The organism is Desulfobacterales bacterium (genome assembly GCA_034003325.1).
GTDB lineage: Bacteria > Desulfobacterota > Desulfobacteria > Desulfobacterales > JAFDDL01 > JAVEYW01.
In genome coordinates this window covers 30323-56470 of record JAVEYW010000002.1, presented here as the reverse complement: position 1 = coordinate 56470, position 26148 = coordinate 30323, and the positions used below count along the sequence as shown (strand labels likewise).

General features: G+C 52.9%; 29 protein-coding genes. 22 read left to right on the top strand and 7 right to left on the bottom strand.

Features of this window, described 5'->3' with window-relative positions; genetic code table 11:
- Nucleotides 1–2: 2 nt before the first annotated feature.
- Both fdhD and murJ read left to right on the top strand, forming a co-directional pair.
- Nucleotides 3–806, top strand: coding sequence for a formate dehydrogenase accessory sulfurtransferase FdhD (gene fdhD, locus RBT11_02335; GenBank protein ID MDX9785587.1), 804 nt, complete (start codon nucleotides 3–5; stop codon nucleotides 804–806).
- A gap of 1 nt (nucleotide 807) precedes the next feature.
- On the top strand, nucleotides 808–2388 hold the full coding sequence (murJ, locus tag RBT11_02330; GenBank protein ID MDX9785586.1) for a murein biosynthesis integral membrane protein MurJ: 1581 nt from the start codon (nucleotides 808–810) through the stop codon (nucleotides 2386–2388).
- 22 nt (nucleotides 2389–2410) lie between these two features.
- Here the strand turns inward: murJ and RBT11_02325 are convergent, their stop codons facing one another.
- Both RBT11_02325 and RBT11_02320 read right to left on the bottom strand, forming a co-directional pair.
- Nucleotides 2411–2821 carry a cereblon family protein gene (locus tag RBT11_02325; GenBank protein ID MDX9785585.1) on the bottom strand — a complete coding sequence of 137 codons (411 nt, stop codon included), beginning with the start codon at nucleotides 2819–2821 and terminating at the stop codon, nucleotides 2411–2413.
- Nucleotides 2818–3945 (bottom strand): methyl-accepting chemotaxis protein, encoded by a 1128-nt coding sequence (locus RBT11_02320; protein MDX9785584.1) that lies wholly within the window; start codon nucleotides 3943–3945, stop codon nucleotides 2818–2820. Before RBT11_02320 ends, RBT11_02325 begins: the two co-directional genes overlap by 4 nt.
- Nucleotides 3946–4204: 259 nt before the next feature.
- Here RBT11_02320 and cutA point away from each other — a divergent pair, with 259 nt between their 5' ends.
- Nucleotides 4205–4522 carry a divalent-cation tolerance protein CutA gene (gene cutA / locus RBT11_02315; GenBank protein MDX9785583.1) on the top strand — a complete coding sequence of 106 codons (318 nt, stop codon included), beginning with the start codon at nucleotides 4205–4207 and terminating at the stop codon, nucleotides 4520–4522.
- A 35-nt stretch (nucleotides 4523–4557) separates the two neighbouring features.
- Nucleotides 4558–4890, top strand: coding sequence for an HIT domain-containing protein (locus RBT11_02310; protein ID MDX9785582.1), 333 nt, complete (start codon nucleotides 4558–4560; stop codon nucleotides 4888–4890).
- A 94-nt stretch (nucleotides 4891–4984) separates the two neighbouring features.
- Here RBT11_02310 and RBT11_02305 read toward each other — a convergent pair whose 3' ends face one another.
- Nucleotides 4985–5182, bottom strand: coding sequence for a hypothetical protein (locus RBT11_02305; GenBank protein MDX9785581.1), 198 nt, complete (start codon nucleotides 5180–5182; stop codon nucleotides 4985–4987).
- Nucleotides 5183–5491: 309 nt separating this feature from the next.
- On the opposite strand from RBT11_02305, the gene RBT11_02300 reads away from it, so the two are divergent.
- From RBT11_02300 to RBT11_02290, 3 genes are all read left to right on the top strand, one after another.
- Nucleotides 5492–6226: an EI24 domain-containing protein gene (locus RBT11_02300; protein MDX9785580.1), complete on the top strand. Its 735-nt coding sequence runs from the start codon at nucleotides 5492–5494 to the stop codon at nucleotides 6224–6226.
- Between the two features lie 8 nt (nucleotides 6227–6234).
- The gene (gene tsaA / locus RBT11_02295; GenBank protein MDX9785579.1) at nucleotides 6235–6936 is read left to right on the top strand and encodes a tRNA (N6-threonylcarbamoyladenosine(37)-N6)-methyltransferase TrmO; all 702 of its coding nucleotides are present in this window, start codon (nucleotides 6235–6237) and stop codon (nucleotides 6934–6936) included.
- Nucleotides 6937–7026: 90 nt separating this feature from the next.
- Nucleotides 7027–11133, top strand: a complete 4107-nt coding sequence (locus RBT11_02290) for a hypothetical protein (GenBank protein MDX9785578.1) — start codon at nucleotides 7027–7029, stop codon at nucleotides 11131–11133.
- A gap of 138 nt (nucleotides 11134–11271) precedes the next feature.
- On the opposite strand, the gene RBT11_02285 is transcribed toward RBT11_02290, so the two are convergent.
- Entirely contained in the window at nucleotides 11272–11457 is a 186-nt protein-coding gene (locus tag RBT11_02285; GenBank protein ID MDX9785577.1) for a hypothetical protein, read from the bottom strand.
- A gap of 96 nt (nucleotides 11458–11553) precedes the next feature.
- Here RBT11_02285 and RBT11_02280 point away from each other — a divergent pair, with 96 nt between their 5' ends.
- Nucleotides 11554–12129, top strand: a complete 576-nt coding sequence (locus RBT11_02280) for an XRE family transcriptional regulator (GenBank protein MDX9785576.1) — start codon at nucleotides 11554–11556, stop codon at nucleotides 12127–12129.
- 76 nt (nucleotides 12130–12205) lie between these two features.
- Here RBT11_02280 and zapD read toward each other — a convergent pair whose 3' ends face one another.
- Both zapD and RBT11_02270 read right to left on the bottom strand, forming a co-directional pair.
- Complete coding sequence (gene zapD, locus RBT11_02275) at nucleotides 12206–12700, bottom strand: cell division protein ZapD (GenBank protein ID MDX9785575.1); 495 nt, start codon at nucleotides 12698–12700, stop codon at nucleotides 12206–12208.
- A gap of 67 nt (nucleotides 12701–12767) precedes the next feature.
- Entirely contained in the window at nucleotides 12768–12917 is a 150-nt protein-coding gene (locus RBT11_02270; GenBank protein ID MDX9785574.1) for a hypothetical protein, read from the bottom strand.
- 545 nt (nucleotides 12918–13462) lie between these two features.
- Between RBT11_02270 and RBT11_02265 the strand changes: the two genes are divergently transcribed.
- Nucleotides 13463–14314: a hypothetical protein gene (locus RBT11_02265; protein ID MDX9785573.1), complete on the top strand. Its 852-nt coding sequence runs from the start codon at nucleotides 13463–13465 to the stop codon at nucleotides 14312–14314.
- A 24-nt stretch (nucleotides 14315–14338) separates the two neighbouring features.
- Here RBT11_02265 and RBT11_02260 read toward each other — a convergent pair whose 3' ends face one another.
- Nucleotides 14339–15109 (bottom strand): YkgJ family cysteine cluster protein, encoded by a 771-nt coding sequence (locus RBT11_02260; protein ID MDX9785572.1) that lies wholly within the window; start codon nucleotides 15107–15109, stop codon nucleotides 14339–14341.
- A 304-nt stretch (nucleotides 15110–15413) separates the two neighbouring features.
- Between RBT11_02260 and RBT11_02255 the strand changes: the two genes are divergently transcribed.
- The 13 genes from RBT11_02255 to RBT11_02195 all read left to right on the top strand — a co-directional run bounded on the left by RBT11_02255 (nucleotide 15414) and on the right by RBT11_02195 (nucleotide 26146).
- Nucleotides 15414–16751 (top strand): dihydroorotase, encoded by a 1338-nt coding sequence (locus tag RBT11_02255; GenBank protein MDX9785571.1) that lies wholly within the window; start codon nucleotides 15414–15416, stop codon nucleotides 16749–16751.
- 127 nt (nucleotides 16752–16878) lie between these two features.
- Nucleotides 16879–17817, top strand: coding sequence for an aspartate carbamoyltransferase (gene pyrB, locus RBT11_02250; protein MDX9785570.1), 939 nt, complete (start codon nucleotides 16879–16881; stop codon nucleotides 17815–17817).
- A 399-nt stretch (nucleotides 17818–18216) separates the two neighbouring features.
- Nucleotides 18217–18759, top strand: coding sequence for a Na+/H+ antiporter subunit E (locus RBT11_02245; GenBank protein ID MDX9785569.1), 543 nt, complete (start codon nucleotides 18217–18219; stop codon nucleotides 18757–18759).
- Nucleotides 18756–19055 (top strand): monovalent cation/H+ antiporter complex subunit F, encoded by a 300-nt coding sequence (locus tag RBT11_02240; GenBank protein MDX9785568.1) that lies wholly within the window; start codon nucleotides 18756–18758, stop codon nucleotides 19053–19055. The genes RBT11_02245 and RBT11_02240 overlap by 4 nt, the downstream gene beginning before the upstream one ends.
- Nucleotides 19056–19078: 23 nt before the next feature.
- Nucleotides 19079–19411 carry a monovalent cation/H(+) antiporter subunit G gene (gene mnhG / locus RBT11_02235; protein ID MDX9785567.1) on the top strand — a complete coding sequence of 111 codons (333 nt, stop codon included), beginning with the start codon at nucleotides 19079–19081 and terminating at the stop codon, nucleotides 19409–19411.
- Entirely contained in the window at nucleotides 19408–19653 is a 246-nt protein-coding gene (locus RBT11_02230; protein ID MDX9785566.1) for a DUF4040 domain-containing protein, read from the top strand. The genes mnhG and RBT11_02230 overlap by 4 nt, the downstream gene beginning before the upstream one ends.
- On the top strand, nucleotides 19650–20480 hold the full coding sequence (locus RBT11_02225; GenBank protein ID MDX9785565.1) for an MnhB domain-containing protein: 831 nt from the start codon (nucleotides 19650–19652) through the stop codon (nucleotides 20478–20480). The genes RBT11_02230 and RBT11_02225 overlap by 4 nt, the downstream gene beginning before the upstream one ends.
- Before the next feature lie 2 nt (nucleotides 20481–20482).
- On the top strand, nucleotides 20483–20890 hold the full coding sequence (locus RBT11_02220) for a cation:proton antiporter subunit C (GenBank protein ID MDX9785564.1): 408 nt from the start codon (nucleotides 20483–20485) through the stop codon (nucleotides 20888–20890).
- A gap of 9 nt (nucleotides 20891–20899) precedes the next feature.
- On the top strand, nucleotides 20900–22381 hold the full coding sequence (locus RBT11_02215) for a monovalent cation/H+ antiporter subunit D family protein (protein ID MDX9785563.1): 1482 nt from the start codon (nucleotides 20900–20902) through the stop codon (nucleotides 22379–22381).
- A gap of 45 nt (nucleotides 22382–22426) precedes the next feature.
- Nucleotides 22427–23908 carry a monovalent cation/H+ antiporter subunit D family protein gene (locus tag RBT11_02210; protein MDX9785562.1) on the top strand — a complete coding sequence of 494 codons (1482 nt, stop codon included), beginning with the start codon at nucleotides 22427–22429 and terminating at the stop codon, nucleotides 23906–23908.
- 62 nt (nucleotides 23909–23970) lie between these two features.
- Entirely contained in the window at nucleotides 23971–24096 is a 126-nt protein-coding gene (locus tag RBT11_02205) for a hypothetical protein (GenBank protein MDX9785561.1), read from the top strand.
- 24 nt (nucleotides 24097–24120) lie between these two features.
- Nucleotides 24121–24366, top strand: a complete 246-nt coding sequence (locus RBT11_02200) for a hypothetical protein (GenBank protein ID MDX9785560.1) — start codon at nucleotides 24121–24123, stop codon at nucleotides 24364–24366.
- Nucleotides 24356–26146, top strand: a complete 1791-nt coding sequence (locus RBT11_02195) for a Na(+)/H(+) antiporter subunit D (GenBank protein MDX9785559.1) — start codon at nucleotides 24356–24358, stop codon at nucleotides 26144–26146. The genes RBT11_02200 and RBT11_02195 overlap by 11 nt, the downstream gene beginning before the upstream one ends.
- Nucleotides 26147–26148: the final 2 nt, after the last annotated feature.

Here is a 26148-nt window from a genome sequence, read left to right as displayed (position 1 = left end):
GCTTGGAATCAAGTGTTTCCCATCCGGCTACCCACTGGGGGCCGTCGATAGGCCGAGAAACCGCCGTTGACCGGCTCATCTCCGAAGAGCCATTGGCTATCCGCCTGGAAGGCAAGCCCTATGTCGTGGTCATGCGGACGCCGGGCGATGAAATCGCTCAGGCAGCAGGCCTGCTTCTGGCGGAAGGCGTGGTGGATGGGCCCGAGGATTTTGCCTCTTTGGGCGTTTGTGAGGCTGAAAACACCAACGTTGTCACCGCCACCCTGACACCGGAGAGACGCAAGCACATTCCCGATAAACTCGACCGGCGGGAATATATCAGCCAGACCAGTTGCGGTATTTGCGGAAAAGAGGTGGTTTCGGATTTATATCAGGAGCTTCAGCCCCTATCGGATGAAACCGTATTTGACATACAAAAGGCACTTGCCTGTCTTGACGCATTATCCGGACAGCAGCCCCTTCGTCGGCAAACCCGGGCCGCTCATGCGGCGGCCATATACGATGCCGGCTTGACCTGCTTAAGTATCGCCGAAGATGTCGGCCGCCATAACGCACTGGACAAAGCCGTCGGCAAGCTTTTTTTGGATCGGCGATTACCGTTGGCAAAACTGCTGATCCTATCATCCAGAATCAGTTATGAACTGGTTCAAAAAGCGGCCAGAGCAAAAATACCCGTCATTCTGGCTTACTCCCGGCCTACCTCCTTGGCCGTCGCGCTCGCGGACAGGTTGAATATGACCCTGGCCTGCTCGGACGGCGCGTCCGGCCTCTACCTTTTTTGTGGCAAAAAACGGCTGAAACGCTGACATGGGCGCTTCCCTGAAAAAGAAAATCGGCATCGCCTCGCTGATCATGATGGCTTCGGTGATGGCTAGCCGCGTGATCGGTATCTTTCGTGAGAGCGTCATTGCCTATATCGGCGGCCGGGGTGTGGCGGTGGACGCCTATCAGGTGGCCTTCATCATTCCGGATATTCTCAATCACATCGTGGCGAGCGGATTTTTATCCCTGACCTTTATCCCCATCTTCTCAAAATACGTCGCGCAAAACAGGGAAGCCGAAGGGTGGCGCGTGTTTTCCATCATCTTAAACGGGTTCGGGTTGTTGCTGATCTGTTTGCTCGTTGTGTGTGAATGGGCTACACCCGAGCTGATCGCCCTGGCCGCTCCCGGCTGGAATGATCCGGCCGCCACGGCAATGGTGATCACGATGACCCGGATCATTTTACCGGCGCAGTTTCTCTTTTTTTCTGGCGGCATGTTCATGGCCGTGCAGTTTGCAAAGGAAAAATTTTTCCTGCCCGCGCTGGCGCCGCTGATCTATAATGGCGGCATTATTCTGGGCGGCCTGCTTCTGGGACCGCAATTGGGCATGGTCGGGTTTGCCTGGGGCGTTCTGGCCGGCGCTTTTTTAGGAAATTTCGCCTTACAATACCGGGGCGCGAAACTGCTCGGCATGAAATGGAGCATTACGCTCAAGCTTTGGCACCCTGAGCTGGTCAATTACATTAAAATCACACTCCCCTTGATGTTCGGGCTTACCATGGCGTTTTCCCATGAGTTGTTTATTCGCTTTTTCGGCTCTTTTCTGCCGGCCGGCAGTATCTCGGGCCTTAATTATGCCAACCGGGTGATGCAGGTATTGGTAGGCGTCTTCGGCCAGGCCGTGGGGGCTGCCACCTACCCCTTTTTATCCAAAATGGTGGCGGAAAATAACCTTCATGAGGCGAACCGGCTTTTAAATCAAACCTTGCGGTATCTGGCATTGATTATTCCGGTGGCGGCGCTGGTCATGGTACTTCGCCATGAAGTGGTGGCCATTCTGTTTGAGCGGGGAAAATTCCACGCCGCGGATACGGCCCAAACGGCCAGAATGCTGATGTTCATGATGCCCGGCGCCGTCGGTTTTGCCGCCCAAACCCTTGTGGTTCGAGGGTATTACGCCACTCAAAACACCTGGTTCCCCACCCTTTTCACTACCCTTGCCGTGCTGGTGAGCCTGCCGGTGTACTACCTTGCCATGCGCGCCTTCGGCCCGGTGGGCATCGCCTCGGCGGGCGCCGTTTCGGCGATGCTGCAGGCAAGTCTGCTGTTTACCCTGTGGAACCGGCGCAGCGACAACCGGGAAGCCCGTCAGGTGCCCCTGTTTTACGGCGGCATGACCTTGTTGGCTATTCTGACCGGGATTTTTTTGGCATGGTTCAAGGGCGCGGCACTGGCAGGCTTGGAGGCGACCTCTTTTTGGGGCTATATCCTGGTCTGCGGTGCCACCGGGATGATGTTTCTGGCCGTGTTGGCGGGCGTCGGGTCTTTGTTTCGCATCGCGGAAATCATGGAACCGCTCCGCGCAGTTGTATCCAAAGCAAAGCGAATCGGCAGGCCGGTCTGAAACCCGGGAAGAGTCGCTTTCGTTATGGCGGGCTGATCAAATGATCCAGTATCAAACCGTAAAAATGGCTACCGCCGCCCGAGCTAAAAGACCAGCCCAAGTGGAAAAGGCAGCCCGTGCATACCAGGGTCCGCCATGAATACCCGGCAAACCAGGTAAATTCGTTTGACCAGGGCCCCGCATAAGCACAACCGGTGACGCTTTGAAAGCAGCCGATCTCATAGACCAGCCCCTGCGGGTTTGAAAAAATATGCTGATGGGCACCGTTCACGCTGATTCGATCGCTCGGCCGGGCAATCACCTGCCGGCACTGTCGGCAGAGAAGCAGCGGCTCCCGGCCGGTCGTCGCTGCTTTCTTTTCTACGACAACGGATTCGCCGGGTGCATCCTTTAAACAAACCGCAGGGGTATTCGTTGATAACAGTCGAATCATACCGTTATAAGGGTTGCCGGTTTGCTTTCTTCTTCGGCTGTTGGCGCGGATAGGGGTCGTTGGTTTCCATTGTTGGCGTTCACCAGCACGGTTAGCGCGGCAACCACTTCTTGAACCTGTTGACTGACCGTTGCCGTTCCCTTGGCGCTTAAATTCGAAGTATCCGCATGATTCTGATAGGCTTTGGCTGTTTTCTCAATATCCGCCACTGTCACCCGCAGCGCCTCTAATCCCTGAACCTGCCGGCTCGCCGCTTCGGCGATTTCTTTAATGATATGCGCCAGGCGTTGCAGGATTCGGTAGTTATTTCCACCTTCATCATGAATCTGATTATTTTTCGTTCCGGCTTCCCGCACCTGGCCAACCGTATTTTCAATCAGCGCGGCTGTGCTTTGAGCCGCCTGAGCGGATTTAAGCGCCAGATTTCTCACCTCTTCGGCCACAACGGAAAATCCCGCGCCGGCTTCCCCCGCTCTGGCGGCTTCCACGGCCGCATTCAACGCAAGCAAATTGGTCTGAAAGGCAATTTCATCAATCGTTTTGATGATTTTCTGTGTTTCCTCACTCGCGGAAATTGCCTGGTTCAGGGTCTTGCCCAACTCTTTTCCCAGGGTGCCCATTTTTTCACCACTGGCGGCAAGTTCGGACTTCATCAGCAAGTCCGCTTTGGATGCAGCCATGGCTGTTCCGCGGGTTAACTCGTTTAGTTCCGTTATAAGCCCGCTTGTATTCGCAATGGATTCGATCTGGCGACTGGCGCCGCCGGATAGCTCATGGGTAACCGCCGCCAAAGCCAGCGCGGCGGAACCCATGTGAACGGTTTCGCTGGACAATTCGGAAAGGCGATTCCCGATCAGCCGGGAAAGGGTTACGGAAAGCAAATACCCGATGCCCAGCACCATGAGAATGGATGCAACAGCCCATAGGATGATTCTTTTTTCAAGCTGCGCGCTCAGCATACTCAAATTTTCAAGCGCGGTTGCTGATAGGGAGGCGGTTGTGGCGCGTTCCATTTTGCTCATAGAATGAACGCCAACACCGCCAACACCGGCAATGACCAGGGCGCAAATTAAAAAGCTTAAGAACAAGCGGGTTTTTAACGTCATCTGTTGATATAAATGCATACCAGTTTCCTTTCGCAGATTGAGAGGGTGGGTTCATCTTGGTCGTGGAAACAGCGCAGCAGCATCTTGAAAGCGCGCACGGGGAACAGATGGCATATTTTATTTAAAAATTCAATGGATATCTGTTTTTTTGGGTATATAATAATATGGTGAGGGGGTCATCGCCGATTGACGCGAAATTGTTTTCGTGGCACATTGACAACCAAAAGCGATGTTGTTTTTAATTCAAGCCTTCGACATACCCGGGCAGGGGAGTGACATGGAAAAAATAGTTATTTATATCACAGTGGGCAATATCGAGGAGGCAAAGAAAATAGGCCGAAAATTACTGGAAGAGCGCTTGGTGGCATGTGTTAACATGATTGACGGCATGCAGTCCATGTACTGGTGGCACGATGCCATTCAGGAAGATATGGAAGTCATTCTTATCGCAAAAACCACCAACGCCCTGGCGGCAAAGGTCATTAATCAAGTAACAGCGCTTCACAGCTACGAGATTCCCTGTATCGTCAGCTTGCCAATCAAGGACGGCAATCCCGCTTTTCTGGAGTGGATTGAAAAGGAAGTAACAGAATAACGCAATGCCGCACCCTTCGGCCGCAGAGAGGAAAAATGGAAAAAGATTGCCTGTTTTGCAAGATTTCCCATGGTGAAACCGACACCCCCTTGTTGTTTGAAAATAACACGATCGTCGTATTCCGGGACATTAATCCCCATGCACCCGTTCACCTGCTGATCGTCCCTAAAAAACATATTCGCAGCATCAACGATCTGACCGAGAGCGATCGCGACATCGTGGCGCAAGCCTTGATAACGGCCCGGGATATGGCCAAGGAACACGGCATCGATTCATCCGGGTACAAATTGCTGTTCAACGTTGAAAAGGGCGGCGGGCAGGTTATCTTTCATCTTCACCTGCACTTGCTCGGCGGATGGCAAAAATAAACCTGAAAAAATAAGCCCTTGCCGGGAGAAAGCCCTTTCCCGCGGCGTTGCGGTTGTTTTATTTCGTTTGGAATTGAATCATGGGGAGCGTCTATCAGCATCCCGGATCCGGCGTGTTGGGCTTAAATTCTTTTTTGAATTTGGCACGGTGGCATTTGCAGTATTCCACGAAAAAGCTGTGTTCGTCCACATTCGCCATTTTAGCCTGAAGTTCATCCATGATCTGTTTATCCATGCGCTTGACGGCGGCTTCGTAATTGATTGCAACACCCTGTTCATTTTTAATCATCATGGTTGCCCCCTTTCTCCCTGCTGCACGGTTCGGTTTCAGGATTCATCGGTTTTTTTCAAGCGGAACAGCCTTGGGTTGATCATAATATCAAACCCGTTCGGAAAGCAACCATGACGAGACGCGCTTAAAAAAATAACTTGTAATATTAATGCGCTATCACGCAACGTCCAGGGAATGAATTCTATTTGAAGGTCCCTTGTTGCCATCAAGCGACAAAAGCGATATGAGGAAAGAGAAGATGTCTGCCGAAAAGGAAACATTCTTCCCTGTCGTATGGGATAGCGCGCTGCGAAATCGGAAGACCAAACTATGGGCTTTTTAAGCGGAATAAGCTATAATTTTAGAGGGTTGGTGCTTGGGTTGCGAACGCCGAAGTTGCTTTTTCTGGGATTTGTCCGCTTTGCTGCGCTGTTTATTTTAACGGTCATTCTCGGAAGCATCTTGGTTTTGCATCGCCAGGATATTCTCTCCCTGCTCTGGAATGTACCGGAAAGCCAGTGGCTCCTTTGGGTATGGCATCTTCTTTCGTGGCTTCTTTCTCTATTGCTTTTTGGCGTTTCAGCCCTTATCGGCTTTTTGGTTTCACAACTTTTGTTCAGTGTGCTGATCATGGATGCCATGTCCAAAATCACCGAGAAAATGATTACCGGCGGACTTGCGAGTTCATCAACGGAAAGTTTTTGGCATCAGTTCGCCCAATTGATCATGCAGGAGATTCCCCGCGCGATCTTACCCATAGGGCTATTGACCATTCTGACGGTAGCAAGCTGGATTACCCCGCTGGCCCCGGTTATTTCAGTTATATCATCGTGTTTGGCCGTGATCTTTCTGGCATGGGACAACACGGACTTACCCGAAGCCCGTAGCTTGGCGCCGTTTAAACAACGGTTTAAATTTCTGCTCAACACCCTGCCGTTTCATTTCGGGTTCGGCCTGCTGTTTCTGATTCCGGTCTTAAATGCCGTCCTGTTATCCTTTGCGCCGGTCGGTGCCACGCTGTTTCAAATTGAGCGCAGAAAGCAGCAGGGCAACGTGCCCGGATAGACGGCGATATGATGATAACCTTTGAACCCATTGGTGTGATTCGATCCTGCTACAAGGAAAAATTCGGTATTCCCCGGCAGGCGGGGCTTGTGTCGCAGGCCGAAGCCATACTGGAAATGCTTCCGCCCTACAACCGGGAAGAAGCGTTTCGGGGGCTGGAGGCGTTTTCTCATATCTGGGTGGTATTTCTTTTCCATGACATTGACCATCGCGCCCGGCGTGCCACCGTCCGCCCGCCACGGTTGGGCGGCAATAAACGCATCGGCGTGTTTGCGACCCGGTCCGGTTTTCGGCCAAACCCCATCGGAATGTCCGCCGTGGCGCTTGACGGCATCCGGTATGTGGACGGTGTGCTGAAGCTTCATCTTAAAGGGGGGGATTTTCTGGACGATACCCCGGTGCTCGATATCAAGCCCTATATCCCTTATGCGGATTGCCTTCCTGCGGCCGGCGGCGGCTTTGCCGCAAGTCCGCCCGAAAAGCGATTTGACGTTATCTTTTCAACTGCCGCCGAGGAGCGCTGCCGATGCCTGGCAGGAGAGCTGCCGCACCTCAAGGCATTCATCACCGGCTTGCTTCAATCCGATCCGAGGCCCGCTTATTATGAGGAAAAGCCGGCCAAAAAGCGTTTCGGCACCCGTATCTATGATTTTGACATTCAATGGGAGTGCGGCGATTCTACCGTCCATGTCATCTCGATTGACCGGTGAGAGCACATAGCGTCGATTTCGTAACGCTCCCATGCAATTGCTTTTGATGCGTCTCTTTTTATATTTTCCCCATAGGATGAGGACGATCTGATGAAAATAGCGCTTTTTTCCGGTTTCAGGTTGGTGATGGTATTGCTGCTGGTTCTTTTAATTCCCACCCAAAGTCCCTGCAAGGATACACCGGCGCTTTCCCTTCCAAAGGATCTTGCGGACTGGAGCGCCTGGGTGCTTTATGGAAAAGAACGCGCACTTTGCCCGAGCACATACAACGACGGCGAGGCGCTGCGGTGTCAATGGCCGTCCCGGTTGCAACTGGACATTGATGCAACATGCGCCCGGTTTGAACAATCCTGGCTCATGTTTGCGCCGGACTGGGTTCCCTTGCCCGGCAGTGCGGACACATGGCCCCAATCGGTGATGCTCGATAACACACCGGTACCCGTATTGACTCGGAATGCATCTCCTTACATACGGCTGCCATCCGGAGAGCACCGGGTCAGCGGCCGGTTTAACTGGAAAAAAATGCCGGAAATGATACTGGTTCCGCCCACAGTCGGGCTCGTGGATCTTCAAATCAACAACCGGAAAATCGATTTTCCGGAGCTTGATGAAAAGGGGCGTCTCTGGATTCAGCACCGAAATGAGGCAGGCGCCGAGGAAGAGCGCCTCTCCGTTCGCCTCTTTCGATTGATAGACGATACGATTCCCATGCAGATAACCACCCTTGCCCGAATAGAGGTATCCGGTCGTCCCAGAGAAATTCGGCTGGAAAACTTATTACCGGATAACGCGATTCCGCTCCGTCTGGAATCCGTCTTGCCGGCAAAGCTGACCGCCGAGGGTGCCCTGGTCTGCCAAGTCAGACCCGGCCGGTGGGAATTGAGCATCACCACGCGGCAGCCGGATTCGGTAGCCCAATTATCCTGCAGGGGCGCCTACGGAGCGGAGGTATGGTCGTTTCAATCACGGAATCATCTGCGCATGGTGGAAATATCCGGCGCCCCGTCCGTGGAACCGGACAGGACCGATATGCCGGAGCACTGGAAAGGGTTGCCCGCCTATGGGCTCAATGCCGATACCATCATAAAACTTAAAGAAATTCGCCGTGGTGATCCGAACCCCGCACCGGACCGGCTGGCCCTGCATCGCACCTGGTGGCTTGATTTCGACGGAAGCGGCTATACGATTCAGGACACCATCACCGGCACCATCAGCCGTCAGTGGTATCTGGCCATGACGCCGCCGGGAGAACTGGGACGAGCGGCCCTTGACGGTATTGATCAGCTCATCACTCAGCAAGGCAAGGATAATTTACCGGGAGTGGCCCTGCGACGGGGAAATCTCAACCTCGTGGCCGATTCCCGACTGAATTTAAATAGGCAGCTCCTGCCGGCGGTCGGATGGCAACAGGATTTTGAAAAAGTCTCTGGCCTTCTGCACCTGCCCCCGGGCTGGCGGCTTTTGGCCACTAGCGGTGTGGATCGCATTTCGGGTACCTGGATACAAAAATGGAGCCTATTGGATTTTTTTCTGGCGCTGATTATCAGCTTATCTGTTTTTAAGCTGCGCGGCTGGAAATGGGGAATCATCGCCCTTTTCACCATGATGCTGATTTTTCATGAACCCGGTGCCCCGCGTCTGGTCTGGCTGCACCTTATTGCTGCTTTGGCACTGATTAAGATATTGCCGGACGGATGGGTCAAAAAGGGGGTTAGGGGGTGGGGATTTGGCGCTGCCGCAACCCTGTTGGTTTTGGCCATCCCCTTTATGGTGCAACAAATCCGTTGGGGGGTGTATCCCCAGCTTGCCCCTGTCGGCTGGACCGCAGGCACCGATCGCGCCGGAATGCAAACGATGGCGCCGCCCTCGTTTGAAGCAAAATCGGATCGGGAGGGGATGGGTGCTGCCACCCTTAACTATTTGAAAGAAACGAAAACGCAACCGCTCCTCCCCTCAGCTGCGCCCGGAGAGGCGCCAATGCCGGCGCAGGCCGTCCTTGCCACTGATCCCGACGCGTTAATTCAGACCGGCCCCGGATTGCCCACCTGGACATGGCGAACCTTTACCCTTGCCTGGAACGGTCCGGTGGAACGAACCCAAGCGGTTCGGCTGTGGCTGCTATCTCCGGGCGTCAATCTGGTGCTGGGCATTCTTAGAACCCTGTTGCTGGCTCTTCTGATCGTAGGACTTTTAGATATGCGTCTCTGGTGGCAAACCCTGAAACAGAACCTCCCGGCAATGGGTGTCGCATCGATCCTTGTCCTTATTCTCCTATCCGGCGGAATTTCCCGAAAGGCACAGGCCGCCTATCCGCCGGAAGCCCTGTTGCAGCAGCTTCAAGAGCGGCTGCTGGAAAAACCGGACTGCCTGCCCGATTGCGCCGATATCATGAGAATGGCCGTGACCATCGATCCGGACCATCTTCAGGTCATGCTGGAAATTCATGCCGCCGCCGATACTGCCGTGCCACTGCCCGCAACCCGCTCCGCTTGGACACCGGAAGCCATTATGATGGATCAACAGCCCCTGCCGGGCCTTTCGCGAGATGAAACCGGCACGCTCTGGGCGCTGATTCCCGAAGGCGTTCACACGGTCGTGCTGACCGGAAAAACCGCCGGCGATGTGATGCAGCTTCCCCTGCCTCTTGCACCGCATTCGGCCGGGGTTGAAAGCACGGGATGGACGATTCGAGGCATTCACCCGGACGGTTCGGTGGACACCAGTCTTCAAATGACCCGAATCACCCCCTCGGCATCGTCCGAACCGGGACAAACAAGCCAGCCGCTTTCCGCCTTTTTCCATATTCAGCGCGTCATTCACCTGGGATTGACGTGGCAGGTGACCACCACGGTTGATCGAATGAACGCAACCGGAGCGCCGGTTACCCTTTTTTACCCGCTGCTTGCAACCGAATCCGTTACCACGCCCGGTATTCATGTGGAAGGCCACACCGCCCAGATTGTTATTCCGCCGCAGATGGACACCTTTCAATTCACATCGTCCCTGGATCAGACACAAACCATTGCGTTGCGTGCGCCCGAGGCGGTGCCCTGGACGGAATCCTGGATTCTGGATGCCAGCCCGATATGGCAATGCGATTTTTCCGGAATTCCCCTCATTCATCACCAGGACCAAGCAGGCCAATGGCAACCGGAATGGTCCCCCTGGCCCGGAGAGCGCCTTGCGATCACCGTGTCAAGGCCCAAAGCAATTGCCGGCAAAATGATCACCATTGATGCCGCCCGCCTGGACTGGACACCCGGGCTTCGGTTTAACCAGGCCGTGTTGCATCTTTCCCTTCGCACGAGCCGGGGTGGGCAACACGACATTCGCCTGCCCGAATCGGCCGCTTTACAGGAAGTGAAAATTAACGGTCAAAGCCTGCCGATCCGCCTAGAAGGGACGCAACTAACGATCCCCCTTCAACCCGGAACTCAGAATATCCGGATCACCTGGCACCAACCCGGTGCTTCGCGCTTTTTCATGCGTTCGCCGCAAATTGTGATCGGCACCGAGGCTGTCAATGCCGATGTGACCTTTCATATGCCGCGAAATTGCTGGACACTGCTGGCTGGTGGTCCCCGGCTCGGTCCGGCTGTTTTGTTCTGGAGCTATCTGGGCGTCGTGATTCTGGCCGCTTTCGGGTTGAAACGGATCCGTCTGACACCTTTAAAACTGCATCAGTGGCTGTTGCTGGGCCTGGGTCTAACCCAGGTGCCCCCTTTAACGGCTCTCGTGGTGGTGGGATGGCTGCCGGCCCTCGGGTTGCGCAAAGAGAAAACACCCCCGGATAAATGGCTGCCGTTCAATGCCTTTCAACTGCTCCTGGTATTTTGGACGATTGCCGCCCTCAGCGGGTTATACGCGGCCGTCGAAAGAGGGCTGTTGGGTATTCCGGATATGCAAATTGCCGGGAACCAGTCCAGCAACTATTTATTTCACTGGACGCAGGACCGGATTTCATTGACCATGCCCCGGCCCTGGGCGCTGAGCCTGCCTCTCTGGGTATATCGGGTATTGATGCTGCTGTGGAGCCTATGGCTCGCATTTTCTTTGTTGAAATGGCTGCGGTGGGGCTGGCAATGCTTTAGCAGCGGCAACTTTTGGAAAAAAGCCGCCCCTCGAAAACCGCGCGGCGAATCGAGGCCGGGGGCGGGCGAAGCCATCCTGTCACCACAAAAACCGCCGGAAATCTGATCCCGGCTGAAAACGGCATGCTCTTTTATTCTTGAAATTAACCGCCCGGTTGTATAGATACAGCGATATCGTAACGTTTTACGGCGTCATGACGTTGAACGGTTCATATTCCTTATTTGCATGGTTACATACACTATATCATTTGGAGGCGTTACAATGGGCAAAGGCGATCGAAGAACCAAGCGGGGTAAAATCTGGCGGGGTACAACCGGCAAATCCAGGCTTAAAAATGCCAAGAAAAAACAAAAGAGCTAACCCGGCGGCAAGTTCCTCTGCTATTGAGGTGATCTGTTTATGGGACGGCGGGATTACCGTCCCTGCCATTTTCTTCCCCTCTCTCCCCGGGTTGCACCCTCTTTTGGAAACGGGTCTGATTGGTTTTGCCTATCGCGTAATTTTAGATGGGAAATTGACCCGTTCGTGCCACTCGAAAAAGGAGATACCATGGCCACCCGGAAAAAGAAATCTATTGATCCGATCGGACAGAAGATAAGGGAAATCAGAAAAGAAAAGGAGATTACCTATGAAATGCTGGCCAATGAGACTGGTCTTTCGGTTGACAAGCTGAAGCAAATTGAATCCGGCGACCAGTTGCCGCCGGTGGGTATTCTTCTCTCACTTTCCAGAGCGCTAAAAGTTGATTCAAGCTATCTGCTCAACGAAGCGAAAACCAATTTAAGCCATCGGGCCAAGGCCTTTGCCAAGCGGACGGAGAATTACGCTTACACAACGCTGACACCCGGCGCCGACACCAAGCGAATGAAAGCCTTTCGCATCACCATTGATCCGATGAAGGCACATGACGGCGTGGGATATCAACATGAAGGGGAAGAGTTTGTCTATGTGCTGGCCGGCAAAATCGAACTGACCGTGGGCGAGCACGTAAACACGTTGGATACCGGAAACTCGCTCCATTTTAATTCCGGGATTCAACACATGATTCGCAATATCAGCAGAAAAACGGCGGAGCTGCTGGTGGTGGTATGCGAACCCTGAACCGGCTTCATTTCGGAAGCCGGCACAGTCGACGGCTGAGGGCTGAAAACGATGGTGACGCTTTCAATGAAACGGGTTATGCACCTGCAGCGGTCACAAAATAACTTTCCGCTTTTTCAATATTGTCCGGGCAAAAAACGAACAGGCACTTTCCCTGCGTATTGGATACCGAGCCATATACATAATGAATATTAATCCCCGCATTCCCGAGTTTTGCTGAAAATTTGGCCAGCTCGCCCGGCCGGTTATCAAGCTCAAGGGCAATTACTGGCAGGGTGTCGAACTGATAATCCTGCGCGGTGAGCAGGGCGGTTGCCGCATCGACCCTGTCCACCATCAGCCGCACGAGCGCAAATTCAGCGGAATCTTTTCGCATGGCCTGGTAGTTTGCAGCAGAGGCGATCCGTTTGATCGATTTTCCCCGGGCTCGAAACAGCTCCAATACATATTCTGAAGCATCCTGAATGGTTATCGCGTCAATGTTGATTCCCGCCTCCCCCATCAGCGTGCAAAGTTTTGCCAATTCTCCCGGTGCATTTTTTAAAAACAGGGATATTTCCGTTTTAACCATGGAACAGCGCTCCTTTCCTCGTTAACTGGCCGTTTTCATTGTATGATTGGCGGCCTTGATCATCGTTTCAGCCAATTTCCCGCGGCAGGGAGGCCGCGCCAGGGTGTTTTTGGAAGAGCGGCAGGCTGTTTGAGCGATAGCGAGTTCCTGCCGGTATAGAAAAATACCCTGGCGTGACCGAAACCATGATCATGGCCTGATTGGTAATAATACCCATTTTTTACCTATAGAATAAAATTTAATGGAAGGTCAACGAATTACCGCGAGCAACCAAGGATGGACCGGCTTTTATAACCTGCGCAAGGTGTGCCCGCCCGGCACACCTTGCGCTTTAACGTTCTGAACTAATAGATGCCCTCGTCCAACAGGTTTTCCGCAGTGATTTTCCCTTTAAACAGATGTATGAAATTCCCGGGTATTGTCAACTTATAACAACAAAGGGGGTCGGTTTTTTTGAATAACCCATCCTTATCGAGGGTTCCGAAACAGTCGATGATATATAATTTCATTTAAACACAAATGGTTATATGTGCTATGGCGGGCTGTGAAATGAAAACCGGCTTGTTCTCGCAACTGGCCTGTGTTAGGGCTACGGCTGTGATCCATCTGCGCCTAACCCCCGCATTCGCGGTCTTTTAACCGGTTTGTTTCGATTTACCGTCGGCATTGTAGGGGCGGACCTGTGTGTTCGCCCCTACGGGGTTGCGGGCAATAATCAGCGTTGGGTATATTGGCATTTTATGATTCTCCAAGGATTTTGGTATGTCGTCTTCCGGCAGCATCGCCGTTTTTATCAGAGAGCACAAAACCGTATTTGTGGCCGTTCTGGTCGGATTGTTTTTGCTCGAACTGGAAATATTTGCCCTAGCGGTGACAAAGTCCGGTAAAACATCATGGCTTCAAATCAGCGACCGGAACGACCGGGTGGTCTATGAAGTCGAAGATCGATATTCGGGTGCCTTTGATCAGACGGCCTTTGAAAAAACCTTCGGCCCCATTTCGAACTACCAGGTTCGCCGCATCACCCGAGAGGTTGCCTTTCCGTTCAGGGCATGGTTTGTCGCGGCCGTGGGACTGCCTCTGGGCGGCATGCTGATTCTGGCATTTGTGGTAAGAGCGTTTGTCGCCATTTTTGAAGGAGGGGATAAGCATCCGCCGAAGGAAACCGGCGCCGCTCATCCAATCCCGACCGAAACACGAATTGAAAACATTCTGAATAAAATCGGTCGCCTTAACATTTTCACGATTGGCTTTATTCTGTTTCTGCTGGTGATCGGATACTGGATTATTCCCAATGCAATCGTCTATGCGGGTCGGCTCGGAGTTGAAACCATAACGCGTTTCAAGTGGTTGTTTCTGGGGGGGGCGGGCGTCCTCATCGGCATTTTTATCTGGGTGATATACCTTCGCTATCTGCTTGCCAAAAAGCATGTCGAAAGCCAGGTGGAACTTGATAAATTTCGGCTTCAACTCGAATACGAGCGCGACCGGGGAGCTCCGCTACAGCTCGAATTGCAGTCGCCGATCCAGCGCAATTTGCTCCTGGTGAACGACGCTAAAGATTCATTCCCAACGACAGCGCAAAATGATTCAACCTCGAAAACAGACGGTTAAGCGTTAGTCGCACCCGGTGACGGGTTAGGGCTTCTTGAGTGGTCCCGAGTTTGTCAGAAAAAACCTTACCCAGTCAAAACCGAAAACCATCAGCGCGGCATCATTTGAACGAATCTGGTCGATGCGCACCTGCGGAACTGTCATTCGGGTCAAAAACGAGGTGTCAAAAACGAAGGTTCGCAGCTTATCCACATTGTAACAGGCCATGAAGGCCATTTTAACCGCCGGACTCTCAAGTCCCTTCTCGCCCCAAGGGTTGCTGCGGAAAAGGGTATCAATATCCACCCATAAATCGTTCATGGCGTTATAATCGGCAAGTTCCTGGTTGGCCATCCATGAGGAGACGGTCCATTCTTTTTTTTCTTCGTGGCCTTTGCAGTAGTCATGCCGGGCGATAAAATAACACACGTCCCGGCCGCCACGATCGCCGTAACGCGCCACTGCGCGCTCCAACGGATAGGCGCGGCAGGAAAAGGGTCTATCTTCATAGACCGCGCACCCGTCCGCCTGTAAAAAGGGGCAGGCCTTGTCCTTACTATCGGACATTTTCAGCATCACATGGGGAAAGTACGGATTGTCCCGAATATAGACCGTGGTATGTTTTTCGAGAAACGCTTCCGATGAGATGCCAAGCCGCGTTTTCAGCCGGACAATATCATACGGATAAAGATACATATCCGTGTTTCTGCAGCAAGTGGTAAAACAGGAAACCCGTGAGTGGCAAAGAAAGGAGAACGTGTCGTTTTCCGTTAACACCGGCCGGTGCGCCTTTGGCTTTTCGAATGGTTCCTTCATTTTTTTTCGGCATTCCTTTATTTAAAGCCCAATGCAAAATTGAGCGATATTGGATGGTTTGAAACCTGTAACGGTTTCCATCGGTTCGCAACTGATTAGCAAATGGTTAATATGAAGGCAAGCGCAGGTTTTCGCACGATGCGGTTACCCCGGCCCATTCAGACGCTGCGCTTGAAAAAGGAGGACGCCGTGATATAATCCTGTGCTGTCGGCAGATTAACGCTTTTAGAGCAATGATGCGCAATAAGTTCAGCGTTGTGCTTGGCCGAAAATTTTTTGTTTTTTGTCCGAAACCGGAGAGGTCATGAAAAAAATCACTATTCTCAATGCATCCATTGTCAATGAAGGAAAAATTCAAGCTGGCGATGTTTGGATTCGAAACGGCCGAATTGAAGCCATCGGTTCCGATCTGAGCGGTAAACCGGCGGATATTCAAATCGATGCGAAGGGTGCGGCGCTGTTACCCGGCATGATTGACGATCATGTGCATTTCCGGGAACCGGGGCTGACCTATAAAGGCGATATTCACTCGGAATCGCGCGCGGCCGTTGCCGGCGGAATTACAAGCTATATGGACATGCCGAACACGAAGCCGCCCACCCTCAGTGCGGAACGGGTGGCGGAAAAATGCGCGATTGCAAGCCGCGCCTCCTTTGCCAATTATGCCTTCTATTTAGGCACTTCAAATGGCAATATAGAAGAAATTAAGGCCGTTAATCCGCAAACCATCTGCGGTATCAAGGTTTTTATGGGCGCTTCCACCGGAAACATGCTGATGGATGACCCAACCGCGCTTGAGATGCTCTTTTTACATGCGCCCACTCTCATCGCCGCCCATTGCGAGGATACGCCCGCGATTCTGAAAAATGAAAGACGGTTTTTTTTAAAATTCGGGAATGATATTCCCATGAGCGCGCATTCGCTGATTCGAACCGATGCGGCTTGCTATCAATCCGCCTCCCTGGCAGTTTCACTGGCCAAATCCACGGGCGCCCGGCTTCACCTGCTGCATCTGAGCTCGGCTGCGGAGATGGATTTGCTCACCGATGCACCGCTTGAAAAAAAGCGGATCACGGCCGAGGTCTGCGTTCACCATCTGTTTTTTTCCGATGCGGATTATGCGGCAAAAGGCGCGCGCATCAAATGCAATCCCGCGATCAAAACGGACCGGGATCGAGAGGCGCTTCATTCGGCCATCCTGTCGGGCAAGATCGATGTGATCGCAACAGACCACGCGCCGCACACCCTGGCTGAAAAGCAGGCCCCCTATTTGCGGGCGCCGTCCGGAATGCCGCTCGTTCAGCACGCACTGCCCAGTCTTTTTGAGCACTATCACGCAGGCCGGTATTCTCTGCCGCTCATTGCCGAAAAAACAGCCCATGCCCCCGCGCGATTGTACCAAATACCGGAGAGGGGCTTTATTCGGGAAGGCTATTGGGCGGATCTGGTGCTGGTGAATCTTCATCAGGCGCTTGACGTGACGGACGAGACCGCTCTCTATAAATGCAAGTGGACGCCTTTTTCAGGGATGCGGTTTTCTTCCACCATTAAAGCCACCATTGTCTCAGGTCATCTTGCCTACCTGGACGGCAGGCTCGATTCAACTCCGGCCGGAAAGCGGCTGGCTTTTTGCCGGTCCTGATCTAGGCTGTAAAGAATCTTGCATTGCCATTTAAAGGATGAGATATTCCGCCATGAATTTAGGGCCTGTTTCAAGAGCGCCATCTGATTATAACCGATTCATGTCAGGATATGCGGGGAGGTGGGTCATGGGAATGTTTGATTTGACACATGTAGTTGAAGCGCAGCAATTTGACAGGGATTTATTGGACATTGTCTTCAATACGGCCGATGACATGAAAAGAGCGTTGGCCGGAAAAAATCCTTATGCGCGCGTTCTTGAAAACAAAATAATGGCCTCCTTGTTTTATGAGCCCTCCACCCGGACCCGGTTTTCCTTTGAAAGCGCCATGGCGCGGCTGGGTGGCAGGATTCTTACCACGGAGAATGCCAAAGAGTTTTCCAGCGCCGCCAAAGGGGAGAGCCTCTATGATTCTACCCGCATCATGAACGGATATGCCGATATTATCGTGATGCGCCATCATGAGGCGGGCAGTGCCAAAAAGGCCGCCGAAGCATCCGGAATTCCGGTCATCAACGCAGGCGACGGCGCGGGCCAGCACCCCACGCAGGCCCTTCTCGATCTGTACACTATCAAGGACAATTTTCAGGGCATTCATGGGCTGCAAATCGCGATGGTCGGCGATTTGCGATACGGCCGGACGGTTCGATCCCTTTCGTATCTGCTTGCCAAATATGATGATATCACCATCTATTTCGTTTCACCGGCTGTCTGCCGCATGGAGGAGGATATCAAGGCATATCTGGATAAACATGAGGTGAACTGGCACGAGGAAGACTCGCTGGAGAAGGTGTTGCCGATTCTTGACTGCGTGTATATGACACGGATTCAAAAGGAACGCTTTATCAATCCGGAAGATTATAAGGATGCTGCCGGAAAATATATTTTGACCCTCGAAAAAGTTCAAACCATGAAGGAAAAAGCCATTATCATGCATCCCCTGCCCCGGGTGAACGAAATTCCGCAAGCGGTGGATAACGACCCCCGCGCGCGATATTTCGAACAGGCGCAAAACGGTCTTTATATCCGTATGGCGCTGCTGTACCTGTTGTTAAAGGACCAATAGCGACGGCGGGCGCTGCCCTCTCGCGCCGCACCATTGAAAAGAATTGACATTTTTGGAGCCTGTCTACATACTTGAACGAGACGTGGTACTGGTTTCCGGCTCAGTATTCAGGCGATTGCGGTTCGTCGTGAAACAGATCCTTCCTGAAAATTTATCATTTTTTGATATGTAACGTTACTGGTTGAACCGATGCCAGAGCACCTTTGGTTGGGTTCTAAAGTGGCAACAACTGATTTCAACTTTGCCGACTGCCGACTGTCGACTGTACGCGTTAGGCCCTTTACCAGAAACATGCACGCTTCTGCGTGTATATTCGCCGAAGGTAAAAGATGGCTTTCATGCATCCCAGCATCCCAGCATCCCAGCATTCCGGCTTTGCCGGATTAGGAGCGTGCCCCGTTGGCTATTAAAAAACAGACGGTTCGCAACTCAACTCACGCTTGGCGCTTCTCTTTTAACACCGCCTTCCTTTTTACATTTTTTATTATGTTGGGCATTTGGTTCATCCTTTCCGGCCGTTTTGATGTATTTCATATTACGCTCGGTGTTCTCTCTTCTCTTATCGTCTCGACGGTTTCACGGGATCTTATTTTCCCGGGCTTGACCCTTCGAACGCTATGGCGCATGATACGGCTTTGGCTTCGATTCGCGGCCTATATTCCGTGGCTGATCTGTCAGATTTTTCTGGCCAATCTTCATGTGCTGCAGCTGTGTTTTCATCCGAAAAAAATAGACCCCCGCATGGTGGAATTCAAAAGCAAATTAAAAAATGAGGTGGCCCTGGTGACACTGGCCAACTCCATCACGTTGACACCCGGAACCATCACGGTTTCCGTGTCTGCGATCGGTGAGTTTACGGTTCACGCCATTGACGGCGAGCTGGCCAAAGGGCTTCCGGGGGATATGGAAACCCGCGTGGCAAGGGTATTCGGTGAAAAATGAGTCAAGTTTTTTCTTATACGGCGATTTTTCTATGCGCGTTGATGGCGATACCCCTTTATCGCGCGCTGGCCGGGCCCACCGTACTGGACAGAATCGTGGGCGCCAATGCCGTCGGCAGCAAGACCACTGTGCTGCTGATTCTGATCGGATACTTGTTTCAACGGGTCGATATGTTTGTTGATATTGCGTTGGCCTATGCCCTGCTGAATTTTATCGCCGTGTTGGCGGCGTCGCGATATTTCCAGAAGAAAAAAGGGTTGCGCGAAGAGGCCGCCCTTGAAAGAAAAACAACCTGAAAAAAGATAGAGAGGACGCTTTGATGCTGAATGCCGTGGTCATTTTATTTCTGGGTGCCGGCATACTCTTCTTTGTCGGCGGATCGATCGGCCTGATCCGGTTTCCGGATTTTTATACCCGGCTTCATGCTGCCGGCAAACTCGATACCATGGGTTTGCTGACCGCCATGCTGTCCATGGCCTTGTATGCACTGCACGATTTTTCCTGGGGTGAGGTGTTGACCGGGTTAAAAATCATGCTGATCGTCGTCTTTGTCTTTATCACCAGCCCAACCGCCACGCATGCCATCGTGGATGCGGCCAGGCGTGCCGGGCTCGAACCCTGGACAAAAGCGTTCCCGGAGAAGCCGCAATGATATGGCCCCTCGATATCATGATTCTTACGTTTGTCCTTATCACCGCGATTGGGGCGATCACGATACGGGATTTACTGAGCGCGGCCATTTTATTCGGTGCCTACAGTTTTTTGTTGTGTCTGTTATGGGCCTTGATGGGCGCAGTGGATGTGTCTTTTACCGAGGCCTCGGTGGGCGCCGGCGTCAGCACGGTGCTGTTCGTGGCGGCGGTGTTCAGAACATCAAGAAGGAGCAAGGATTGAAACGCTTCGGGTTGATAACGGTTTTTCTCTGCGGCGCCATACTGCTATATGGGGCTGCCGATTTTCCGGGCTGGTCGGACCCCGCTGCCCCGGCCAATAGGCGTCTGGCCGCTTATTATATCCACCATACCCTGGCGGAAACCTCCGTGCCCAACATCGTTACGGCCATTTTGGCCGATTATCGCGGGTATGACACCATGTTTGAAACCACGGTTATTTTTTCCGCCGCCGTGGCATGCTTTTTCCTGTTGCGTCAAATCGGAAGTCGGCCGCAGGATGTGCGCTATTATCGACATCGGGACACCGGCATTACCTTACGGATCGACAAGGGGGGTAAAATTCCGGAAAATACCGGCGCCTTTTACCAGATCGACACCCAATGGGTCCCTCATGACGTGATTATCATGGTGATGTGCCGGTTTCTGATTCCATTTGTTCAGCTCTTTGCCCTCTATGTGATCGGCCACGGGCATCATAGCCCGGGCGGCGGATTTCAAGGCGGTGTTATTCTGGGCGCGGCGGTCATCCTTTTTGCCGTCTCAAGGGATTTACGATCCGCCATCAGGCGATTCAGTGAAAAAACGGTCGCCTATCTATTAACGCTGGGTGTCGCCATTTACGCCGGCACCGGTGCGCTTTGCTTGCTGATGGGAGGCAATTTCCTGGACTACGGCGCATTGGCGGGGCTGCTCGGCACCGATCCGATCACGGCCAGATCCCACGGCATTCTGATTGTTGAAATCGGAGTGGGTCTGGCGGTAATGGCGGTGATGGTCTCTCTCTACTACAACTTGTCATCGGCCGGAAAGCAGGATGAAGGGCTCTGATCATGGATGCGGTGATAGACTTCATTGTGGCGAAATACAATTACTGGGTCTTTATCTGCCTGATGATGGTGGGCCTGTATGCCATGATCGCCAAAAAGAACCTCATCAAAAAAATTATTGGGATGAACATTTTTCAGACCGCCATCATTTTGTTTTATATTTCCATCGGCGCCAAACGGGGGGCGACCCTGCCCATTTACCTGCATGGTCACGGCCCGGCCGGGGGGCACGAGATAATCGATTATATCAACCCGGTACCGCATGTGCTGATGCTTACGGCGATCGTTGTGTCGGTGGCCACCTTCGGCGTGGCCCTGGCGCTGGCGATGAAGATATACCGGCAGTATGGGACGCTGGAAGAAGATGAAATCAGTTTGAAATTGATATCCATCGACGCTAGCAGGGAATAAAGAGATACTATGGCCGCCCATTACCCCGTGCTCATTGTTGTGGTTCCTCTCCTTTCCGTCTTTTTGATTTCCTTGGCCGGATGGGTGAACCGGCGATACTGCTTTCCGATCGCGGTGCTATCGCTTGCAACTGCGTTTTCAGGCTCCATTTTGTTGTTTTGCCGTGTCCTTGAAGAAAAAAGCGTGACCTATTTGCTGGGCGGTTGGCCTGCGCCGTGGGGAATTGCCTACAAGGTCGATGCCCTGAATGGGTTGGTGCTGGTCATGGTGTTATCGGTGGCCATGATTCATATACTGGCCACCCGGCAAAGCGTCGAAGAAACCTTTGCCCAAAAAGCAGGGGCTTTTTACACGCTCTATGTCCTTTTTATCACCGGACTTCTCGGCATCGTTGTGACGGGGGATGCCTTTAATCTCTATGTGCTGCTGGAAATCGCCTCCTTAACCGGATACGCCCTGATCGGTCTGGGTGAAGACCGTTCCCCGCTGGCCAGCCTGAATTACCTCTTTATGGGCACGCTCGGTGCCAGCTTTTATCTTCTGGGCATCGGTTATCTTTACATGATAACCGGAACCCTGAACATGGCCGATCTGGGGGCCATGCTGCCCGCGCATTTCGACTCCCGGGTCGTGGTGTTTGCATTTATTATTTGCCTGACCGGGCTGTTTATCAAGATGGCCCTGTTTCCGCTTCACGCCTGGCTGCCCAATGCGTATACCCAGGCACCCGCGGTCGTTACGAGCCTCGTTGCACCGCTGACCACGAAGGTGATGGTCTACGTGATGATTCGAATCACGCTCACGGTGTTTACCCCGGCGTTTGCCTTTGACCGGCCGGTCATTGGCGATGCGCTGGTCCGGGTCGCTTCGGTCGCCATCGTGGCGGGATCATTGCTTGCGCTCTCCCAACGTTGCTTAAAAAAGATGATGGCGTTCGTTATCGTCGCGGAAGTCGGATACATGGTGGGCGGGTTATGGCTGGGCAACCGGAATGGGGTCAGCGGCGCCATTCTTCATGTCATTAACGATGCGGCCATGATGTTGTGCCTGTTTCTGGCCATCGGTAACATTCTTCATCAAATGAAAACCGATGCCTTAAGTGATCTAAAGGGGCTATTCCGAAAAATGCCCGTGTCCATGGCAGGCTTTGTCGCAGCCGGGCTCTCCATCATCGGGGTACCGCCGACCTGCGGGTTTTTCAGCAAATGGTATTTGATTCTCGGCGGAATTTCAAAAGGGCATTGGGAATTTGTGGCGGCCCTTATTTTCAGCAGCTTGATCAACGTGGTTCTTTTTTTTCGCATTATCGAGATCGGCTATTTTGAACCGGTTACCGATCACGACCACGGCAAAGCGGCGCAACGAGAAGCGCCGATGGGGATGACGGCGCCCCTTGTGTTTACGGCAATGCTGTTAATCGCAATGGGTATTTACAGCGGAGAAATTGTGACGCGAGTTATTTATCCGGCGCTTCCAGCGGGAATTCTATAAACGCATTTTTCGGCAGCGTCTCTATCAAAAAGCACACGGTTTGAAATGATAGAACCGATTGTTTCCATAAAGCCTTTTTTGGCGGTGCTTGTCTCTATTGCCGCCATTCCGCTGATTATCGTGAGCCGATCCCCGAATTGGCGGGAGGGGTGGACCTTTGCCGCGGCAACCGCAAAATTTTTGTTGGTTGCGAGCTTGGCGGCGACGGTTTTAACCGGCTCGACCGTTGAGTATACCGTCGCTGACATTCTGCCCGGCGTGGCCCTTCGATTCCGGGTGGATGCCATGGGCGTATTGTTTGCCCTGGTGTCCTCTTTTTTATGGATCGTTACTTCCGCTTATTCCATCGGGTATATGCGGGGACTTTCCGAGCACAGCCAGACGCGATATTTCTGCTTTTTTGCCCTTGCCCTCTCGGCAACGATCGGGGTGGCATTCGCGGCCGATTTGTTTACGCTCTATTTATGTTACGAGATACTCTCTTTTGCCACCTACCCGCTTGTTACGCATCACCAGGATTCGGCGGCAAGAAGCGCAGGCAGAAAATACCTTTTTTATATTGTGGGCGCTTCCATCGGACTCGTCTTGCCGGCCATGCTGGTGATTTACTCCCTGTCCGGCACGCTGGCGTTTTCAGCTTCCGGGCTCGTGCCGAAGGAAACCGCCCCGAGTGTCGTGGCCATATTATTGCTCTGCCTTGTCCTGGGCTTTACAAAGGCCGGCATCATGCCCATGCATGCCTGGCTGCCTGCGGCCATGGTGGCGCCGACGCCGGTCAGCGCTTTGTTGCACGCGGTGGCCGTGGTTAAGGTGGGCGCTTTTTCCATTGTGCGGGTCATCACCGCCGTGTTCGGCCCCGGCCTGTTGTCCGCCACGAATTTAAACGGCATGGTGTGCCTTCTGGCATCGGTTACGATCATCGCAGCGTCCCTCATTGCGCTTTCCCAGGACGGGCTTAAACGCAGACTGGCGTTTTCCACCATCAGCCAGCTTTCCTATATTGTCCTGGGGGCGGCAATGCTGACGCCAAAGGGGCTGGTGGGCGGCCTGTTGCATATCGCCATGCACGCCTTTGGAAAAATCACCCTCTTTTTCTGCGCGGGCGCGATTTTTGTCGCTACGGGCATCAAAAACATCAGCCAGATGGACGGCATCGGTAAACGAATGCCGGTGACAATGGGCGCCTTTTTCATCGGTTCCCTGGGCGTGATCGGCCTTCCGCCGACAGGCGGTTTTATCAGTAAATGGTATCTGATCTTGGGCGCCATGGAAGGAGAAAAGGGGGTGCTTCTATCGGTAATTTTGATCAGCTCGCTTCTCAATGCGGCGTATTTTCTTCCCATTGTTTACCGGGCTTTTTTCTGTGCGCCGGAAGAATCGATGGGAGATGACAAGATGCGGGAAGCCCCCCGCTGGTGCATGATTCCACTGGTGTTAACCGCAGCGATATCCGTGGCGCTGTTTTTTTTCCCGAAGCCCTTTTTGGCGCTGGCCAAAATGGCGGTGCGCCAAATTCTGGGAGGATAGGCAAGGCCATATAATGATCCCGGGGGCCGGACAATCTGCGCCCCGGATGAGAGAAAAGTATTATGGAAAAAGAAGAGAAAAGGGTGCTTCACCATGCGCCGGTGCCGGGTTATCGGGCAGCCTTTTATGTTCTTCTGGCAGCGGCGTGCGTTTACCTTGGATATATCGTTTTTTCAACTTATTATTAAGCAGAATGCAGAAAGCGGCGCGCCATGAAAAAAGTAAGCTCCCGGTTTGACACCCCCAAAAACGGTAACCGGTTGCTCAACATTTTCTACCTCTTTCTGGGGGTGCTGTTGGTTGTTGACTTTTTCATTGATAAGCATGCGGACTTTCCCTGGGAAGGCGCGGTGAATTTTTATGCGGTGTACGGTTTCATTTCTTTTGTGGCGCTGGTCTTTATCGCAAAACTCCTGCGGCGGGTGATTCAACGGAAAGAAGATTATTATGACAACTGATCTTTATACCCATCCGATGTATTCTCCCGTGTTTCTTTTCTTTGCGGCCGCGTTGCTGGTGCCGTTGTTAAAGGGGTGGATCAAATCGGCGATGATACTTCTGGTGCCGGTGATGGCCTTATGGATACTGATCGGTGTGCCGATCGGCAGCCATTGGCGGGTGCAGTTGCTCGATTACGAGCTGATTCTCGGAAGAGTCGATCGCTTGAGTCTGGTGTTTGGCTATATTTTCACCCTGATTTCCTTTATCGCGGTTCTGTTTGCGTTACAGATAAAAGATGATCTTCAGCATTCCGCCGGTTTTCTCTATGCCGGCAGCGCATTGGGTGTGATATTTGCCGGAGATTTGTTGTCGCTTTATATTTTCTGGGAAATTATGGCCGTGGCCTCCACCTTTTTGATACTGGCCCGGCGAACACCGGCTGCCCGGGCAGCTGCCTTTCGCTACATTCTGGTTCATGTGTTCGGCGGTCTTAGCCTGTTGGCGGGCATCGTGATGTATTTTCAGCAGGCCGGCACCTTGAGTTTTTCCTATGTGGGGCTAAAGGGTGTGGCCGCATGGTTGATTTTTTTCGGTGTGGCCGTCAATGCGGCTATTCCGCCGCTTCATCCCTGGCTTCAGGATGCCTACCCGGAAGCGACAGTGACCGGCGCAGTATTTTTAAGTGCCTTCACCACCAAAAGCGCCGTTTATGTCATGGCGAGAATGTTTCCGGGAACCGAACTGCTGGTCTGGCTGGGGGCGCTGATGACGGTGCTTCCCATTTTTTATGCCGTGCTGGAAAACGATATTCGCCGGGTCTTGGCCTATAGTCTGATCAACCAGGTGGGGTTCATGATGGTCGGCGTCGGAATCGGCACGCCCTTGGCCTTGAACGGCGCCGTATCGCATGCCTTCTGCCATATTTTATATAAGGCCCTGCTGTTTATGTCTGTGGGCGCGGTCCTGCACCAAACCGGCCGAATTCGATGCACGGAGTTGGGCGGGTTATACAAGACCATGCCCTATACCTGTGTTTGTTGTCTGATCGGTGCGGCCTCCATTTCCGCCTTTCCCCTTTTCAGCGGTTTTGTCAGTAAATCGATGATCATCAGTGCGGCCGGCCATGATAACCTCGTGGTGATATGGCTGATGCTTCAGTTCGCTTCCGCCGGTGTGTTGGAGCATGCCGGTATCAAGGTTCCCTATTTTACCTTTTTCGGTGAAGATGCCGGCATTCGCACCACCGAACCGCCCATGAACATGCGCTTGGCGATGGGGCTTGCCGCATTTTTGTGCCTAGCCATCGGCATTTACCCGGCGCCGCTTTACAAGCTGCTGCCGTACACCGATATTTCATTTGTTCCTTATACGGGGGCGCATGTGGTGGGACAGCTTCAATTGTTAATGTTCGGCGCGCTGGCCTTCTGCATGCTGATGCGTTCCGGTTATTTTCCGGCGGAGATGCGCAGCATCAACCTGGATATGGACTGGTTTTACCGGAAAGGCGGGCGGGGGTTTTACGCTTTGGTGGATACGGGGTTGAATGCCATCAATCGCTTTTGCGACCGGCATCTGGCCCAACGTGTATCCGCCGGTGCTAGTCGTTTTGCCCGGCAGTTGCCGGTTTACATAGCGGCTTGGGTGCTCTGGTGCTTTCAATCTTCAAGCACGGAAGCCAACCGCTTTTCCATCATCAAACAAAAAGTTCAGGCGACCTTGAGCGCCGGTGCAGTGCCGATCGGTCTTAGCGCCGCGGCGGCCGGTCTTTTTATGGTGTTGCTGTTTATGCTTTCATAAGG

What these genes read in the sequence shown, in the direction of transcription:
- cutA (MDX9785583.1), top strand. Translation starts at nt 4,205, where the DNA reads ATGGAAAAAATAGTTATTTATATCACAGTGGGCAATATCGAGGAGGCA.
- RBT11_02240 (MDX9785568.1), top strand. Translation starts at nt 18,756, where the DNA reads ATGAGTCAAGTTTTTTCTTATACGGCGATTTTTCTATGCGCGTTGATG.
- RBT11_02290 (MDX9785578.1), top strand. Translation starts at nt 7,027, where the DNA reads ATGAAAATAGCGCTTTTTTCCGGTTTCAGGTTGGTGATGGTATTGCTG.
- RBT11_02215 (MDX9785563.1), top strand. Translation starts at nt 20,900, where the DNA reads ATGGCCGCCCATTACCCCGTGCTCATTGTTGTGGTTCCTCTCCTTTCC.
- RBT11_02255 (MDX9785571.1), top strand. Translation starts at nt 15,414, where the DNA reads ATGAAAAAAATCACTATTCTCAATGCATCCATTGTCAATGAAGGAAAA.
- RBT11_02210 (MDX9785562.1), top strand. Translation starts at nt 22,427, where the DNA reads ATGATAGAACCGATTGTTTCCATAAAGCCTTTTTTGGCGGTGCTTGTC.
- RBT11_02200 (MDX9785560.1), top strand. Translation starts at nt 24,121, where the DNA reads ATGAAAAAAGTAAGCTCCCGGTTTGACACCCCCAAAAACGGTAACCGG.
- RBT11_02260 (MDX9785572.1), bottom strand. Translation starts at nt 15,109, where the DNA reads ATGAAGGAACCATTCGAAAAGCCAAAGGCGCACCGGCCGGTGTTAACG.
- RBT11_02320 (MDX9785584.1), bottom strand. Translation starts at nt 3,945, where the DNA reads ATGCATTTATATCAACAGATGACGTTAAAAACCCGCTTGTTCTTAAGC.
- RBT11_02195 (MDX9785559.1), top strand. Translation starts at nt 24,356, where the DNA reads ATGACAACTGATCTTTATACCCATCCGATGTATTCTCCCGTGTTTCTT.
- RBT11_02230 (MDX9785566.1), top strand. Translation starts at nt 19,408, where the DNA reads ATGATATGGCCCCTCGATATCATGATTCTTACGTTTGTCCTTATCACC.
- RBT11_02220 (MDX9785564.1), top strand. Translation starts at nt 20,483, where the DNA reads ATGGATGCGGTGATAGACTTCATTGTGGCGAAATACAATTACTGGGTC.
- zapD (MDX9785575.1), bottom strand. Translation starts at nt 12,700, where the DNA reads ATGGTTAAAACGGAAATATCCCTGTTTTTAAAAAATGCACCGGGAGAA.
- RBT11_02285 (MDX9785577.1), bottom strand. Translation starts at nt 11,457, where the DNA reads ATGGCAGGGACGGTAATCCCGCCGTCCCATAAACAGATCACCTCAATA.
- tsaA (MDX9785579.1), top strand. Translation starts at nt 6,235, where the DNA reads ATGATGATAACCTTTGAACCCATTGGTGTGATTCGATCCTGCTACAAG.
- RBT11_02205 (MDX9785561.1), top strand. Translation starts at nt 23,971, where the DNA reads ATGGAAAAAGAAGAGAAAAGGGTGCTTCACCATGCGCCGGTGCCGGGT.
- RBT11_02325 (MDX9785585.1), bottom strand. Translation starts at nt 2,821, where the DNA reads ATGATTCGACTGTTATCAACGAATACCCCTGCGGTTTGTTTAAAGGAT.
- RBT11_02310 (MDX9785582.1), top strand. Translation starts at nt 4,558, where the DNA reads ATGGAAAAAGATTGCCTGTTTTGCAAGATTTCCCATGGTGAAACCGAC.
- RBT11_02270 (MDX9785574.1), bottom strand. Translation starts at nt 12,917, where the DNA reads ATGGGTATTATTACCAATCAGGCCATGATCATGGTTTCGGTCACGCCA.
- mnhG (MDX9785567.1), top strand. Translation starts at nt 19,079, where the DNA reads ATGCTGAATGCCGTGGTCATTTTATTTCTGGGTGCCGGCATACTCTTC.
- pyrB (MDX9785570.1), top strand. Translation starts at nt 16,879, where the DNA reads ATGGGAATGTTTGATTTGACACATGTAGTTGAAGCGCAGCAATTTGAC.
- RBT11_02305 (MDX9785581.1), bottom strand. Translation starts at nt 5,182, where the DNA reads ATGATGATTAAAAATGAACAGGGTGTTGCAATCAATTACGAAGCCGCC.
- murJ (MDX9785586.1), top strand. Translation starts at nt 808, where the DNA reads ATGGGCGCTTCCCTGAAAAAGAAAATCGGCATCGCCTCGCTGATCATG.
- RBT11_02265 (MDX9785573.1), top strand. Translation starts at nt 13,463, where the DNA reads ATGTCGTCTTCCGGCAGCATCGCCGTTTTTATCAGAGAGCACAAAACC.
- RBT11_02300 (MDX9785580.1), top strand. Translation starts at nt 5,492, where the DNA reads ATGGGCTTTTTAAGCGGAATAAGCTATAATTTTAGAGGGTTGGTGCTT.